Consider the following 15,307-nt stretch of genomic DNA (forward strand, 5'->3'; position numbering starts at 1 on the left):
CGCGGCCACCCGCACCAGGGCCCGCGTCCACGGGCGGCGCGGACGAGTGGCCCCCAGGGCCCGTGGCCTTGAGCGTCACGTTGCGGGACACGCGCTCCGCGGCCTGGAGCGCCACGAAGCGCACCTGCTTGCGGTCCGGCGACAGCTCCGTGAGGCCGCCCTCGTTGAGCGCGAACTCCGCCTCCTTCAGCTCCGGGCGGTGCTCCATCATCCAGTCCAACCCCTGCCCGGAGCCCACCTCCTCGTCCGCGCCCAGGTACAGCAGGATGTCGCGCGAGCGCGCGCCGCCCTCCTGCTTCAGCCGGCGCAGCGCGAGGATGCTCGCCGCCGCCATGCCCTTGTTGTCCTGCACGCCGCGTCCGTAGAGCAGGCCGTCCTTCTCCGTGAGCGTCCACGGGTCGGTGGCCCACTCGGCCTTCACCGCCGGCACCGTGTCCAGGTGCGCGAGCACGAGCACCGGCCTCCCCTTGCCGTTCCCCTTCAGGCGCACCAGGAGGTTGCCGCGCCCGGGCGAGGGCTCGATGAGCTCCGACTCGATGCCCGCCTCGCGGAGCCACTTCGCCGCCACCCGGGCCGCGGCTGTCTCGTTGCCGGGCGGGTTGGACGTGTCCGCGGCGACGAGCTCCGCGAGCAGCGTCCGCAGCTCATCCCTGGGCGCGGGACGGGATGACGCGGCGTGGCTTGGACCCAGCGCGAAAAACAGGGCGAGGAGGGGCAGGAGACGCATGACCCGGAGGCTCGCGCCTTGGGCCCCGGAAGGCAACGGAAGCGGCGTTTGCCGGGAGTGCCGTGTTAAGGGTGGAGCCCTGGAGGGAGTCCGCCCATGGCCTCGCCGTTGAGCTTTTGCACCGTGGAACTGCCGCTGCGTCACGCCTGGACCATTGCCCGGGGCACGAGCACGGTGAAGCGCAACGTGTTCGTGGAGGTGCGCTCCGGCGGGCACGTGGGCTACGGAGAGGCCGCCCCCAACGTGCGCTACGGCGAGTCCTGGGAGACGGTGGAGGCCGCGCTCCACCAGCTGGCCCCGGTGCTGGAGGGCCGCGACCTGTGCTGCTTCCGCGACGTGTCCGAGGCCGTGAACGCGGCGCTGCCGGACAACCCCGCTGCGAAGGCGGCGGTGGACCTGGCGCTGCATGACTGGGCGGGCAAGGTGATGGGCGTGCCGCTGTACCGGATGCTGGGCGTGGACCCCGCGCGCCAGCCGGTGACGTCCATGTCCATTGGCATCGACGTGCCGGAGACGCTCGCGGTGAAGGTGCGCGAGGCGGCGGACTTCCCGGTGCTGAAGGTGAAGCTGGGCGCGGACCGGGTGCGGGAGGTGTTCGGCACGGTGCGCGCGTTGACGGCGCAGACCATCCGCGTGGACGCGAACGAAGCCTGGAAGCCGGAAGAGGCGCTGGCGCACATCCAGTGGCTGGCCACGCAGGGCGTGGAGCTGGTGGAGCAGCCGCTGCCCGCGGCGGACGTGGAGGGCGCGAAGTGGCTGCGCGCGCGCTCGCCGCTGCCGCTGGTGGCGGACGAGTCGCTGACGAAGGCGTCGGACGTGCCGAAGCTGGCGGAGGGCTTCCACGGTATCAACGTGAAGCTCCAGAAGAGCGGCGGCATCCGGGAAGCGCTGCGCATCATCGAGACGGCGCGCGCGTGCGGCCTGAAGGTGATGCTGGGCTGCATGGTGGAGACGGGGCTGGGCATCGCGGCGGGCGCGCACCTGGCGCCGCTGGTGGACTGGGTGGACCTGGACGGCAACCTGCTGCTCGCCGAGGACCCGTACCGCGCGCACCCGGTGGTGCAGGGCCGCATCCAACTGGGAGCGGGCGCGGGCCTGGGCGTGGAGCCCCGGTGACGCCACCGCTCATCCAGGACCCGATGGCGGTGCTCGCCGTGCTGCTCGCGGTGCTGGCGGGGCTGTATGCCTTGCAGCGCTACCCGGCGGTGGCGCGGTTCTTCAACGTGGTGCCGCTGCTGGTGTTCGCGTACTTCGTGCCGACGCTGCTGTCGAACACGGGTGTCATCCCCACGCAGTCGGAGCTGTACGCCTTCACGCGCGTGTACCTGCTGCCCGCGAGCCTGGTGCTGCTGGTGCTGTCGGTGGACCTGCCCGCCGTCGCGAGGCTGGGGCGCAGCGCGGTGGGCGTGTTCCTGGCGGGCACGCTGGGCATCATGGTGGGCGGGCCGCTCGCGTATCTGGCGCTGGGGTGGCTGGTGCCCGCGGAGCTGGGGGACCAGGCGTGGAAGGGATTGGCGGCGCTCAGCGGGTCGTGGATTGGCGGCAGCGCGAACTTCGTGGCGATTGGCCAGAGCGTGGGCGTGCTGGACAGCACGTTGAGCATGATGGTGGTGGTGGACGTGGGCGTGTCCAACGTGTGGACCGCGGTGCTGTTGTCCTTCGCCGGGCGTGAGAAGGCGATGGATGCGCGCATCGGCGCGGACCGGACGGCGCTGGACCGGGTGCGGGAGGAGTCCGCGCGGCTCCAGGCGTCGTCCGCCCGGCCCGCGAGCCTGTCGGATCTGCTGTCGATGCTGGCGGTGGCGTTCGGCGTGACGGTGGCGTGCACGGCGCTGGCGAAGCAGCTGCCGGACCTGGGCAACGTGGTGACGGGCTTCACGTGGGTGGTGCTGCTGGTGACGACGGTGGGCGTGGTGCTGTCGTTCACGCCGGTGCGCAGGCTGGAGGGCGCGGGGGCGAGCCGGCTGGGCTCGCTGTTCCTGTACCTGCTGGTGGCGACGATTGGCGCGCAGGCGGAGTTCCGGCGGCTGTGGGACGCGCCCGCGCTGGTGGCGGTGGGGGCGGTGTGGATGTGCATCCACGCGGCGGTGACGATGGGCGCGCGGCGCTGGCTGAAGGCGCCGGTGTTCTTCGCGGCGGTGGGGTCGCAGGCGAACGTGGGAGGCACGGCCTCCGCGTCCGTGGTGGCGGCGGCCTTCCATCCCGCGCTCGCGCCGGTGGGCGTGCTGCTGGCGGTGCTGGGATACGTGCTGGGCACGTACGGCGGGTTGGTGACGGCGTTGCTGCTGGAGCAGGTGCACCAGCTGATTCACTGAACTTCGGACAAGGGGTCGAGGATGCGGAGGATGTGGCTCTGGGCGGGGCTCGTGGCGATGAGCGGTTGCGCGACGACGCCGGAAGCGAGCGTTCCTCATGAGTCCTTGAAGACGGTGGTGGAGTCCCTGGCGAGCGAGGCCGCGCGCCTGTCCCCCGGAACGGACCTGTCGCTGGCGGTGGTGGACCTGCGGACGGGCGAATCCGCGAGCGTCGCCGGCACGGAGCCGCACATCTCCGCCAGCTCCGCGAAGGTGTTCTGGGTGGCGGCGGCGCTGGAGCAGCGGGACCTGGCGACGGTGGCGCCGCTCGCGGAGAAGGTGTTCCGCACGTCGGACAACGAGGCGTCCGGAGAGGTCATCGACCTGGTGGGCGGACCGGATGCCATCAATGTCTATCTTCAGGGCCTGGGGCTGAGGCACACGGCGCTGACGAAGTGGAACTACGGCCGGGAGCGCTGGGCGACGAACTCTCCGCGCGTGATGGGGCGGGACAACTACTTCTGCGCGGACGACATGGTGTCCTTCCTGGCGCGGTTGGAGCGGGGGGAGTTGCTGGAGAAGGAACCCACGGCGCGGCTGCTGAAGTGGATGGAGTTGACGCCTCGCGACGGCTGCGGCGGCTGGCTGGGGACGCGCCTGCCCGCGAACGCCCGCGCGTCGCTCCAGCACAAGGGTGGGTGGTTGCCGCCGGGCTGCTGTGGTGATGACGCGCGCTACAACGTGCTCAACGAGGTGGGGCTGGTGACGCTGCCGGACGGTGGGCGGTACGCCGTGGCCATCCTGGCCTCGCGTGGCCCCGACTGGCCGAAGCAGGCGTTCTTCGTGGAGCGCGCGTCGTGTGTCCTGTACCGGCACCTGGCGAAGGACGTGACGCTGGACTGTGGTGAAGCGCTGGTGAAGGCAGGAGGACCGGCGCCGGTCGTCCTGGAGCCCGGCGCGCCGGCCCCGAACTACGACTGCGAATGACGGGCGCCGGGGCGTCGCTCAACGCCAGGGCGCGGAGCGCCCCAAACCGTCGGGCATGAAGCCTGTCCACATGGATGAGAAGTTGAGAGTCCCGCAGGGCCTCCCCCGCCGGAGGCGGCCCGCGAAAACCTGTCCGACAGTCGGACAGGTCTGGGCAGCGAGAACCTGTCCGACAGTCGGACCCGTTGGGACGGCACGGTGGAAACCTGTCGGACAGTCGGACAGGTTTGGCCCGTGCCGGCGGAGGGGGACGGTCTGGAGGTTCGGAAGCCTGGCGCGCTAGCGGCGCGACCTTGCAGTGCCAGTGAACTCATGAAGAACCTGCCCCGGTGTTCCGAAGCCGAGCTGAAGGTCCTGGAGACGCTGACCGCGTCCAGGCGGGCCTCGTTCTGGACGGGGACTGGCTCCGTCGAATCGCGCCTGCCACGGTGGCAACGGATCGCTGAAACCGCCGGAGACTCCCGGGGTGGCATCGACGACTTCGCGTATGCGCTGACGAACCGGGACGCGCTGGAACTCGTCCAGGAGAAGCGTCCCCAGCCCTCCGTGGACGTGCTGAGGCGCCTGATGGAGGAGGCCTACGAGAAGTTCAGGGCCGCGACGCGAGACGATGGCGGCCGGGCCCTGGCCAGACTCTGGATGCCCGCTGGCACGACCTGGTGGTACTCCCGTCGGCCTTTCACCGGGCCCTTCGGTACCTGCTTGGATGCGGGGAGGTACGGGCCCTTGCGCCGCGCTCCGCATGGAGCGTGGAAGCAGGACTGATGTCTCCGGGGCCAGCGGGAGCCCGCCGTGAGCCCGGGCCGTTAATGCTGTCCGACGTGAGTCACGGGAGGTGTGGCCATGATGGATCCGCAGGGGTGGCGCAGGTTCTCGGAGAGGCTCGGGGTGGCGCATTCGATCATCCAGGCTCCGATGGCGGGCGGCCTGACGCCGCCGGAGCTGGTCGCGGCGGTGTCCGAAGCCGGAGGTCTGGGCTCGCTGGGGGCCGCCTATGTGCAGCCGGAGGACATCGTCCAGCAGGCCTGGGCGGTGCGCTCCCTCACAGCACGGCCCTACGCCATCAACCTCTTCGCTCCCCAGCCCGCGGTGGCTCCCGCGGACCCCGGGCCCACGCTCGCCATCCTCGAGCGCTTCCACGCGGCGGTGGGACTGCCTCCTCCCGTGATTCCGGCGGCGGCGATGCCGGACTTCGCGAAGCAGGTGGAGGCGGTGCTCGAAGCGGCGCCCACGGTGTTCAGCTTCACCTTCGGCATTCCGCCCGCGCCGGTGCTGGAGACGTTCCGGTCGCGGGGCATCCTCGTCGTGGGCACGGCGACGAACGTGCGCGAGGCCCGGGCGCTGGAGGCCGCGGGCGTGGATGCGATTGTCGCGCAGGGCTCGGAGGCGGGAGGCCACCGGGGCTCCTTCGGTGGGTCGTTCGACGCGGGCATGGTGGGGACGATGGCGCTGGTGCCGCAGATGGTGGACGCCGTGCGGGTGCCGGTCATCGCCAGCGGCGGCATCATGGACGGACGCGGTATCGCGGCGGCGCGGATGCTCGGTGCGGCGCCGTGCAATTGGGCACGGCGTTCCTGCGGTGCCAGGAGTCCAGCGCGGCGGCGGCGCACAAGGCGCTGCTGCGTGAGGCCCGGGATGAGTCCTCGCGCATCACCCGCGCCTTCTCCGGTCGCCCGGCCCGAGCGATTCCGAACGAGCTGACGACCACGCTGGAGGAGGCCGGCGCCATCCTCCCGTTCCCCCAGCAGCACGGGGCCACGCGCACGCTGAGGGCCGCGTCGTCGAAGCAGAACGACACGCGCTTCATGGCCCTGTGGGCGGGGCAGGGCATTGGATTGTCGCGAGAGGGCCCGGCGGCGGACCTGGTGCGGGCCCTGGTGGCGGAGACCGAAGCCGCGCTGTCCTCCGTGCGCGGCTGACCCAGGACGCCGTGGCTCCGGGTAGGCTTCACGCATCCATGCCACGGCCCTCCGCTCCGGATAACCCTCCGCGACTCACTGTCGCTGTCGTCATCGCGTGGATGCTGCTCGTCGGGACTGGCTGTGCGGCGTCCCGGAGCGTGCGGCTCGACACGGGTCGAGGGGCCGCCCGCGTTCACACGCCGCAACGGGACGTCCGGCCTGCGGCGCTGGACGAAGACGCCTTCGTGTCCACGGTCGCGGAACTCGCACGCACCGCGCCTGTGTCCATGCACCCGATGGAGGCGGCTCGAAGGCTGCTGACGGCGTCGCTCCCATCGCGTCCCTACGCCCACGTGCGTGGACACCTGGGGCTCATCTCCGTGCAGGAGCCAGGGCGAGGGCGCCTTCGGCTCAGGGATGCTCCGGATGCGGAGTTGGCGGCGGCGTATGGACGCTGGTGCAAGCGCAAGGCGCTCTCCGACGATTGCCTCCACCTCCTGGAGCGCGGGCCCACGCTGGACGAGGACGGCAAGCGCACGCTGGCCTTCTCCATCGCGTTGGACTCGGTGTGGGACGAGACGGAGGGCGCACTGCGGGGCATGACGGATCGCGAGGCGGTGCTCTCGATGATCGTCACGACCGGCGCCCTATATCTAGGCCTGTGGCTGTTGCCCGAGCCCGTGTCTAAGGGCGTCGCGGCGACGATGACTGCGGTGCTCATCGCCTATCTGGGCGTCGACACGGTGTGGAGCCTCATCCAGGGATGGATGCGGCTCTCGGAAGCGGTGTCGGAGGCCACGACCTTCGATGCGCTCCGGGACGCGGGCGAGCAGTACGGCGAGGTGATGGGTGAGAACGCCGCGCGGGCCTTCGTCATGCTGGCCACGGCGGCGCTGGGCAGCACGGCGGAGACGCTTGCCGCGAGGGTGCCCACGTTGCCCGGTTCGGCGCAGGCGTCACTCGTAGGCGTGGCGGAGGGCGGCTTCCGGCTGGGTGCGGTCGCTCAGGTGGAGTCCGTGGCGGTGTCCACGACGGGTGACATCCTCATCACCCTGGCGCCGGGGGCGGTGGCGACGGGTGGGCCCGTGGATGTGAAAGGGCCGAAGCATCACATCGCGTCCGACAAATTCAGCACTTCCACCGCGAACGGAGGACCGTGGACGCCACGTTACGAGAAGATCTTCAGGCGTGCAGGGATGTCATTGGACGACCCCGCGAATCAGGTCGACGTGCCGGGCCACCGAGGTCCGCATCCTCGCGAGTACCACGTGCGGGTTCATCGAGCGCTTGAACTGGCGACAGAGAACTGCGAGACCCTCGCTCAGTGTCGGGAGTCACTGACGGAAGTACTGCGGACCCTGGCGGATGAAATCCTCCAGAAGGGAAGCCTCCTCAACAAGCTGGTGACTCGCATGGAGTGAGTCCAGGAGTTTGACCCGTGTCTTCGCGATACTTCGACCTTAGCGACGACGTGTACCTGGAAGGACGTTGGGAGTTGGGGCATCCACAAGATGCCCAGGGAATTGAACTCAAGTATCCCTGGCAGCTCTTTAGAAAGGGCAGGCCGAGTTCCTGGGCAGGACGCATCCGCATCCCCATCGACATTCCAGGCAGGGCTCTCGACTACTCCCATGCGTCAGGCAGCATCCCAGTGGTTACCTCGCGAGTGGCCGCAATTTTTGAGCGGCTGGCTCCGAACGACATCCAGCTCTTTCCCGTGGAGATCGAGGGCCAGTCTGACGACTTCTTCATCCTGAACGCCATCCGCCGAGTGAATTGCATCGACGAAGAAGCTTCGGAGGAAGTGCAGTACTGGACGCCCAAGAACGGGATCGCGGAGAAGGTGGGGACCTATATCTCCGTAGGGGGCATGCGCATCGACGCCACACGGCTCGGCAGTGCGCGGGTCTTCCGCCCCCTGCATTGGGAAGTGGTCCTCGTCATTCCCGAGGACATCAAGCTCGCGCTGGAAGCCATCAGCGCCACGGGGGTGTGGTTCCAGGACGTGTCCCCGCTGCGCTGATTCCGCGCCTCCGGGCGTCACGGCGGCTGTCCGCCAGGCCGCCTGTTCTCCGGGGGTCGGTTGCAATCACGGACGGCACGGCTACATTCAGCACTTCACCGCAGCCGCAGCCCCCCGGGTCCCTCGCCAGATGACGGTTTCGCTCACAGCCTGCCTGCAGCGTGCTCCGCGCCGGATCTCCGTGCGCCGGACGCTGCCCGCGCACGGCCGAGCCACCGCCTGGCTTGTCACCCACGCCGCCCGTCTCGCGTAGCTCACGACGGACGGCGTCCGCTCCACCCCCACTGAAGCCCCACCCCACGCGCTCCCGCCCTCCGGGAATGCGTTCCCCCGTCATTCCCTTCCCACGCAGGAGGCCATCGCCATGACCCACGACCACCCCCTCATCGTCACCGACACCGACCTCCAGCGCCTGGAGCGCGTCGTCGAACAGTACGGCAACGCCCGCAACGCGGAGCTCGTGGAGCAGCTGGAGTCCGAGCTCGCCCGCGCCACCGTCACGTCCTCCGGCGCCATCCCCCGCGACGTCGTCACCATGAACAGCACCGTCGTCTTCGAGGACGAAGAGGGCGGGGAGACGCGCGAGGTGACCCTCGTCTATCCCAAGGACGCCAACAGCGACGCCGGCCGCATCTCCATCCTCGCCCCCGTGGGCAGCGCCCTCATTGGCCTGTCCGTGGGCCAGACCGTGGAGTGGCCCCTCCCCAATGGCCGCACCCGGCGCCTGCGCATCCTCGCCGTGCCCTACCAGCCGGAGGCCGCGGGCCACTTCCACCTGTAGGCCCCGCGTCCTCCCCTGACGCGTCAGCGCCGTGTCCGCGTCCTCCGCTGACGCGTCAGCCACGAGGGCCCGGCCCGGGCCCCGCCTCGCATCCCCCCGCCACGACTCGATGTCGTGCTTCCGACACCTCCTGGCCCCTCGCGTGCAACCGTCCGCGCACCGCTCGCCTCGCGAGGGGGCGCGGGCACCTTCAAGCCCGCGAGTGCATGTGGAGGAACGCTTGTTCGCACGAAGGCATCACCTTGGGCTCGGAGGACTGGCCGTCCTCTGCGCCTTCAGCAGCGCCCAGGCCCAGAGCACCATCCCGGGCATCGAACTGGAGCGCCTGCAGCTCAACCCCGGCATGCGCGACAGCCTCGTGCTGTCCACCGGCGACCTGCTCCCCGCGGGGCAGTTCCGCGTCGGGCTGACCGCGCACTACGAGAACCGGCCCCTCGTCCTCGTGGAGGACGGCGACCGCCAGGCCGACGTCATCTCCAACCGCGTGACGGCGCACCTGAGCGCCGCGTACTCCTTCACGAACTGGCTGGAGGTGGGCGCCCAGGTGCCCATCGTCGCCCAGTGGGGCCCGGAGACCGCCGGGCTCGGCGTGTCCCGTCCCACCACCAGCGCGCTCGGCACCCCGTGGGTCCAGGCCCGCGCGGGCTTCCTCTCGGAGAGCCGGGGCGGACCGCTGGACCTCGGACTGCACCTGGGCGTGGCCCTGCCCCTGGGCAGCAAGGCCGCCCTCACCCGCGACGAGGGCTTCACCTTCTCCCCGCGCCTGGGCGCCGGCAAGCAGCTGGGCGGCACCTTCCGCGTGGGCGCGGACGTCGGGGCGCTCGTGCGCACGAAGACGTACGCGCTGACGCCGCAGACGCAGCCGTACCAGGATGAGATGGGCGTGGAGCTGAACGGCGGCGTGAACCTGTCCGCCGGCCTCTGGGGCCTGCGCGAGGAGGTCCTCGTGCGCGGCACCGTGCCCACGCAGGACTCGCCCAGCTCAATGGAGGCCCTGCTGGGCCTGCGCGTCCCCACCGCCGACGGCACCGAGGTGTACGTCATGGGCGGCCCGGGCTTTGGCCAGACGCCGGGCACGCCGCGCTTCCGCGTGCTCGCCGGGGTGTCCTTCGGCACGCCTCCCCGCCCAAGGGCCCCGTCTGTATCGCGGGCCAGCCCCACGTGGCCGCCGAGTGTCCCGACCTGGATGCCGACGGCGACGGCGTGAAGAACCGCGACGACCAGTGCCCCACGACGGCGGGCCTCACGCAGCTCCAGGGCTGCCCGGACAAGGACGACGACCAGGACGGCATCCCCAACCTGGCGGACCAGTGCCCCGCGCAGGCGGAGAACAAGAACGGCTTCCAGGACGAGGACGGCTGCCCGGACGACCCCGACTCCGACGGGGACGGCATCGTGGACTCCAAGGACGCGTGCCCGAAGGAGCCGGAGACGTTCAACCGCTACAAGGACACCGACGGCTGCCCGGACGTGGAGCCGGACCGCGACGGCGACGGCATCGTGGACCGCCTGGACAACTGCCCCGACGAACCGGGCACCGAGTCCAATGGCGGCTGCAAGGAGGCGCCCATCGCGCGCATCGACTCCGGCAGCATCCGCATCCTCGAGGCCGTGTTCTTCGAGAACAACAAGGCCGTCATCCAGAAGCGCAGCAACGCGGTGCTCGACAAGGTCGCGGCCATCCTCGTGTCCCACCCGGACCTGGAGAAGGTCCGCGTGGAAGGCCACACCGACAACACCGGCAAGCCCGCGTACAACCTGGACCTGTCCCAGCGGCGCGCCGAGGCGGTGGTGGACTACCTCGTGAGCAAGGGCGTGCAGCGCGAGCGGCTGGAGGCGAAGGGCTTCGGCCCCGAGCAGCCCATCGCGGACAACGCCAAGGCGGACGGCCGCGCGAAGAACCGCCGCGTCGAGTTCAAGATCGTCGGAGAGGCCGAGGGCGTGCAGACGGCGCCGGCCTCCTCCTCTTCCCCCGACACCCTCAAGAAGTAGGGCAGACCCTTCATGTTCACGACCCTGATGAATTCCCTCCGGGGAGATTCACCCCGCCTGGCCCTGCGCGCGGGCCTCCACGCGCTGGCGCTGTGTTCGCTGTTCCTCCTCGCCGGCTGCGAGTCGGCGACCTCCACCTCGGAGCCCGTCCTCACGAGCCAGTCCTCCGCGCTCGTGGGGGACGGCCGGCTCCAGCCCGGCGAGCAGTGCGACGACGGCAACACCGTGAGCGGGGACGGCTGCTCGGCCACCGGCACCGTGGAGGCGGGCTTCCTGTGCAACGTGCCCGGCAACGCGTGCTCGCTGGCGAGCCTGTGCGGCAACAACGTCACCGACCCTGGCGAGCTGTGTGACGACGGCGACACCGCGGACAGTGGCAACGGCTGTTCGGCCACGTGTGATTTGTCGCTGTGTGGCAATGGCACGTTCGACAACCGCCAGTACCCGTCCTACGCGCAGGAGGTCTGCGACGACGGCAACCGCTTCGAGGGCGACGGGTGCAGCCGGCAGTGCGAGGTGGAGCCCGGCTTCGCCTGCGCGGGCAGCCCCAGCCGCTGCGTGAGGGCGGGCGTGGCGGTGTTCAACACCGGCGTGGACGCGCAGAACCGCCGCCTGCCCGCGGGCGGGGTGGATCCGCACTGGTTCTACACCGGCACCACCACCGGCGCGGACACCGGCGTGCGCGACGCGAACGACTGGCCGCTGGAGATGCAGACCGCGCGCTTCATGGCGCCCCAGGGCGCGCAGACGTGCGTGTACCAGGACTTCCTCATCCCCTCGACGACGAACGTCGCGCAGTTCCGCCTGCGGCTGGCCACCTTCAACGACAACCGGTTCGACAGCGCGAAGGTGAACGGCGTGGACATCACCCCCGTCACCGTGAGCGAGCCGCCCGGCCAGCCCTGGCAGAAGAACATCTTCCGCGAGTTCGGCACCAACGCGGCCTGGCACGCGGGCGTCAACCGCATCGAGCTGTGCAACGAGAACGCGGCCAGCCCGCCGAACGCCTTCCGCTACCTCTTCGTGGACGCCTACGACGACCGCTGCGGTGACGGCGCCGTCTCCCCGCGCGAGGAGTGCGACGACGGCAACACCACCAACGGCGACGGCTGCAACGCCACCTGCGGCATTGAGCCCGGCTACGGCTGCACGGGGGCGCCCAGCACCTGCGCCCAGACGTGCGGCAACGGCAACCTGAACCCCGGCGAGCAGTGCGACGACGGCAACACCACCGCGAACGACGGCTGCAACGCCAGCTGCCGGCGTGGAGGACGGCTACCGCGTGCCCCACGCCGGGCCAGGCCCTGCGCGGCCACCTCGCGGCAACGGCGCCATCAACGCGGGTGAGCAGTGCGACGACGGCAACGCGTTCAGCTCCGACGGCTGCTCCGCGGCGTGCCGCATCGAGACGGGCTACACCTGCTCCGGCGCTCCGTCCGTCTGCGCCCCGCTGTGCGGCAACGGCGTGCTCAACGCCGGCGAGCTGTGCGACGACGGCAACACCGCCCTGGGTGATGGCTGCTCCAACGCCTGCACCCTGGAGCTGGGCTATGCCTGCGCCACCCCGGGCCAGCCCTGCGCGAAGACCTGCGGCGACGGCACCGTGAACCCGGGCGAGCAGTGCGACGACGGCAACCTGACGTCCGGCGACGGCTGCGCCACCGAGTGCCGCGTGGAAGACGGCTACGCCTGCTCCACGCCGTCCACGGGCCCCTCCGTGTGCGCCCAGTCCTGCGGCAACGGGGCGCTGGACGCGAACGAGACGTGCGACGACGGCGATGAACAGTCCGGCGACGGCTGCTCCAGCGGCTGCCAGGTGGAGCCGGGCTACAGCTGCTCCGGCGCGCCCAGCACCTGCGTCACCCTCTGCGGCGACGGCATCACCGCGGGCGCCGAGCGTGCGACGACGGGAACACCACGGCGGGTGACGGCTGCAACGCCACCTGCACCGTGGAGCCGGGCTACAGCTGCCCCGCGCCCGGCACCTCGTGCTTCAAGACCTGCGGCGACGGCGTGCTGGATGCCGGCGAGCAGTGCGACGACGGCAACGCCGCCAACGGCGACGGCTGCAACACCACCTGCGCGGTGGAGCCGGGCTACAGCTGCAATGGCTCGCCCAGCACCTGCGGCACGACGTGCGGCGACGGCGTCCGCGCGGGCACGGAGGTGTGCGACGACGGCAACCTGGTGGGCGGTGACACCTGCTCGCCGCGCTGCCTGCTGGAGGTGGGCCAGGCGTGCACCGCGTCCAACGTCTGCGAGGGGTTCTGCGACCCGACCACCCAGCAGTGCGTGGCCCAGGACCCGGGCCCCGTGACGCCGGCCCCGGTCATCACCGGCCCGGTGGCGAACACCACGGTGTCCACCAGCACGCCCCCCATCACCGGCACCAGCGAGCCCGGCGCCACGGTGACGGTGCGCGAGGGCACCACCGTGGTCTGCACCGCCACCACCGACGCCAGCGGCAACTGGACCTGCACGCCCACGACGCCGCTTCCCGACGGCCCGCACACCGTGACGGCCACGGCCCAGACGCCCGGGAGCGCCACCAGCTTCCCGTCCACCGCCGTCCCCTTCGTCGTGAACACCCAGGTCCCGGCTCCGGCCGCCCCGGTCATCACCGGCCCGGTGGCGAACACCACGGTGTCCACCGGCACGCCCGCCCTCTCCGGCACCGGCGAGCCCGGCGCCACGGTGACGGTGCGCGAGGGCACCACCGGGGTCTGCACCGCCACCGTGGATGGGAGCGGCCACTGGAGCTGCGTCCCCACGACGCCGCTTCCGGACGGCCCGCACACCGTGACGGCCACGGCCGAGACGCCCGGCGGCACCAGCCCCGCGTCCACCCCCGTCCCCTTCGTCGTGGACACCCGGGAGCCGGACACGCAGGCCCCGGACACCTCCATCGTGAAGGGCCCGGCGCCCACCACCTCCAGCCGCACGGCGGACTTCGAGTACGCCTCCACGGAGGAGGGCAGCACGTTCGAGTGCCGGCTCGACGGTGGCGAGTGGGGCCCCTGCGAGGACTCCTACACCGTCGGCACCGGGGACCACGTCCTTCAGGTGCGCGCGGTGGACGACAGCGGCAACCGGGATGAGTCCCCCGCGGAGTACACCTGGACGGTGCAGGGCTCGCGCGCCTTCGCGGGCGGCGGCGGGTGCAGCGCCGCGCCGGATGCCTCCTGGCTGGCCCTCCTGGGCCTGATGGGAGTGCCGGGCCTGCGCCGCCGTCAGCGCCGGACCGCCTAGCCTCCGTCTCGCGGAGCCCGCCGGAGGGGCCGGCCTTCCCCCTTTCCGGGAGCGCCCCCTCGCTCCCTCCCATGGCGCCCTTCCGGCGGCGCTCCCGCGTTCCCGGCCTTCCCCGTATGCTCCCGTCCGTGCCCGGGGCAGGTCGTCAAGAGGTGTACGAGGAGGAGGTCCTGCTCGCGCTGGACGAGGGGCTGCTGTCCTCCGACGAGGCGGCCGCCCTGCGCGAGGAGGCCCTCCGCCTGCACCGCGGGCCCCTGGAACTGCTGAAGGAACGGGGCCGGCTGACGGAGAACACCCTGGACCTCTTGCGGCAGGACCTGGTCAAAGGTCGCACGGACCGGGGGACCGCCCCCATCGAGGAAGCCGCCACGCTGTCGACGGCGGTCCCCTCCTCGCTGCCCGTCGAAGGCGTGCCCACCTTCCCGGTGCCCGGCTGGGACCGCTACGAGCCCGTGCGCTTCCTGGGGCAGGGCGGCATGGGGCAGGTGTTCCTGGCCTACGACCCGCTCCTGCGCCGCAACGTGGCCCTCAAGTTCGTGCGCGACGGGGACCCGGAGCTGGCCCGCCGCTTCCTCTCCGAGGCCCGCGCCCAGGCCCGCGTGCGCCACGAGCGCGTGTGCGAGGTCTACGAGGTGGGCGAGGTGCGCGGGCACGCGTTCATCGCCATGCGCTACGTGGAGGGCCCGTCGCTGGGACAGCTCTCGAACTCGCTCACGCTGGAGCAGCGCGTCTGGGTGCTGTGCCAGGCCGCGGAGGGCGTGCACGCCGCGCACCGCGTGGGGCTGGTCCACCGCGACCTGAAGCCCGGCAACATCCTGGTGGAGCGCTCGGAGGACGGAGGCTTCCTCCCGTTCGTGATGGACTTCGGGCTCGCGCGCGACTGGCGCGAGGACAGCACCACCCCGAACGCGGTGCTGGGCACGCCGCACTACATGCCGCCCGAGCAGGCCCGCGGGGAGGGCCACCGCCTGGACCGCCGCGCGGACGTCTACGCGCTGGGCGCGACGTTGTATGCGCTGCTCACCGGGCAGCCCCCCTTCACCGGCGGCACGGAGAAGGAAGTGCTCGCGAAGCTCCAGTCGGAGCCGCCGCCGCGCCCGCGCCTGCTGGAGCCGGACATCCCGGAGGACCTGGAGGCCGTCGTCCTCAAGTGCCTCCAGAAGGAGCGGCCGCTCCGCTACGACTCCGTGCGCGCGTTCACCGACGACCTGGAGCGCTTCCTGTCGGGCGAGCCGGTGCGGGCCCGCCATGGCGCGCGCTACTGGCTGGGCAAGAAGGTCCGCAAGCACCGCGCGGCGCTGGCGCTGGGCGGCACGGTGGTGGCGGTGGTGGCCGGCGCGCTCACGCAGGCGC

General features: G+C 71.4%; 13 protein-coding genes and 2 pseudogenes. 14 read left to right on the forward strand and 1 reads right to left on the reverse strand.

From position 1 onward, the window contains the following. On the reverse strand, window positions 1-727 hold a 727-nt coding region (locus ACLEQD_RS20130), incomplete at its 3' end, for a M20/M25/M40 family metallo-hydrolase (RefSeq protein WP_410385912.1). A 123-nt stretch (window positions 728-850) separates the two neighbouring features. On the opposite strand from ACLEQD_RS20130, the gene ACLEQD_RS20135 reads away from it, so the two are divergent. The 14 genes and pseudogenes from ACLEQD_RS20135 to ACLEQD_RS20200 form a co-directional block, all read left to right on the forward strand. Next, on the forward strand, window positions 851-1,843 hold the full coding sequence (locus tag ACLEQD_RS20135; protein WP_410385913.1) for a dipeptide epimerase: 993 nt from the start codon (window positions 851-853) through the stop codon (window positions 1,841-1,843). Next, the gene (locus ACLEQD_RS20140) at window positions 1,840-3,042 is read left to right on the forward strand and encodes a DUF819 domain-containing protein (RefSeq protein WP_410385914.1); all 1,203 of its coding nucleotides are present in this window, start codon (window positions 1,840-1,842) and stop codon (window positions 3,040-3,042) included. The genes ACLEQD_RS20135 and ACLEQD_RS20140 overlap by 4 nt, the downstream gene beginning before the upstream one ends. Before the next feature lie 30 nt (window positions 3,043-3,072). Next, a complete protein-coding gene (locus ACLEQD_RS20145) occupies window positions 3,073-4,008 on the forward strand; it encodes a serine hydrolase (RefSeq protein ID WP_410385915.1) in 936 nt (311 codons plus the stop codon). Between the two features lie 312 nt (window positions 4,009-4,320). Further along, the gene (locus ACLEQD_RS20150; protein ID WP_410385916.1) at window positions 4,321-4,773 is read left to right on the forward strand and encodes a hypothetical protein; all 453 of its coding nucleotides are present in this window, start codon (window positions 4,321-4,323) and stop codon (window positions 4,771-4,773) included. Between the two features lie 150 nt (window positions 4,774-4,923). Further along, window positions 4,924-5,927: pseudogene (locus ACLEQD_RS20155) on the forward strand (NAD(P)H-dependent flavin oxidoreductase). A 101-nt stretch (window positions 5,928-6,028) separates the two neighbouring features. Further along, a complete protein-coding gene (locus ACLEQD_RS20160; RefSeq protein WP_410385917.1) occupies window positions 6,029-7,330 on the forward strand; it encodes an AHH domain-containing protein in 1,302 nt (433 codons plus the stop codon). Between the two features lie 17 nt (window positions 7,331-7,347). Then, the gene (locus ACLEQD_RS20165) at window positions 7,348-7,932 is read left to right on the forward strand and encodes an imm11 family protein (RefSeq protein WP_410385918.1); all 585 of its coding nucleotides are present in this window, start codon (window positions 7,348-7,350) and stop codon (window positions 7,930-7,932) included. A 364-nt stretch (window positions 7,933-8,296) separates the two neighbouring features. Continuing rightward, entirely contained in the window at window positions 8,297-8,713 is a 417-nt protein-coding gene (gene rnk / locus ACLEQD_RS20170; protein ID WP_410385919.1) for a nucleoside diphosphate kinase regulator, read from the forward strand. A 220-nt stretch (window positions 8,714-8,933) separates the two neighbouring features. After that, window positions 8,934-9,920 carry a hypothetical protein gene (locus ACLEQD_RS20175; RefSeq protein WP_410385920.1) on the forward strand — a complete coding sequence of 329 codons (987 nt, stop codon included), beginning with the start codon at window positions 8,934-8,936 and terminating at the stop codon, window positions 9,918-9,920. After that, window positions 9,917-10,705 carry an OmpA family protein gene (locus ACLEQD_RS20180; protein ID WP_410385921.1) on the forward strand — a complete coding sequence of 263 codons (789 nt, stop codon included), beginning with the start codon at window positions 9,917-9,919 and terminating at the stop codon, window positions 10,703-10,705. The genes ACLEQD_RS20175 and ACLEQD_RS20180 overlap by 4 nt, the downstream gene beginning before the upstream one ends. A 12-nt stretch (window positions 10,706-10,717) precedes the next feature. Then, a complete protein-coding gene (locus ACLEQD_RS20185) occupies window positions 10,718-12,052 on the forward strand; it encodes a DUF4215 domain-containing protein (protein ID WP_410385922.1) in 1,335 nt (444 codons plus the stop codon). After that, window positions 11,988-12,476 (forward strand): annotated as a pseudogene (locus tag ACLEQD_RS20190) (DUF4215 domain-containing protein); the annotation flags it as partial. The gene ACLEQD_RS20185 and the pseudogene ACLEQD_RS20190, both read left to right, overlap by 65 nt. A 95-nt stretch (window positions 12,477-12,571) precedes the next feature. Then, window positions 12,572-13,954: an Ig-like domain-containing protein gene (locus ACLEQD_RS20195; RefSeq protein WP_410385924.1), complete on the forward strand. Its 1,383-nt coding sequence runs from the start codon at window positions 12,572-12,574 to the stop codon at window positions 13,952-13,954. A gap of 116 nt (window positions 13,955-14,070) precedes the next feature. Then, the coding region (locus ACLEQD_RS20200) for a serine/threonine-protein kinase (RefSeq protein ID WP_410385923.1) at window positions 14,071-15,307 on the forward strand (1,237 nt) is incomplete at its 3' end.

Source organism: Corallococcus sp. 4LFB, from assembly GCF_046520365.1.
In the GTDB taxonomy this organism is placed as follows: domain Bacteria; phylum Myxococcota; class Myxococcia; order Myxococcales; family Myxococcaceae; genus Corallococcus; species Corallococcus caeni.

Excerpts from the sequence above, each read along its gene's own strand:
- ACLEQD_RS20185 (WP_410385922.1), top strand. The coding sequence starts at position 10,718 with ATGTTCACGACCCTGATGAATTCCCTCCGGGGAGATTCACCCCGCCTG.
- rnk (WP_410385919.1), top strand. The coding sequence starts at position 8,297 with ATGACCCACGACCACCCCCTCATCGTCACCGACACCGACCTCCAGCGC.
- ACLEQD_RS20160 (WP_410385917.1), top strand. The coding sequence starts at position 6,029 with ATGCTGCTCGTCGGGACTGGCTGTGCGGCGTCCCGGAGCGTGCGGCTC.
- ACLEQD_RS20145 (WP_410385915.1), top strand. The coding sequence starts at position 3,073 with ATGTGGCTCTGGGCGGGGCTCGTGGCGATGAGCGGTTGCGCGACGACG.
- ACLEQD_RS20150 (WP_410385916.1), top strand. The coding sequence starts at position 4,321 with ATGAAGAACCTGCCCCGGTGTTCCGAAGCCGAGCTGAAGGTCCTGGAG.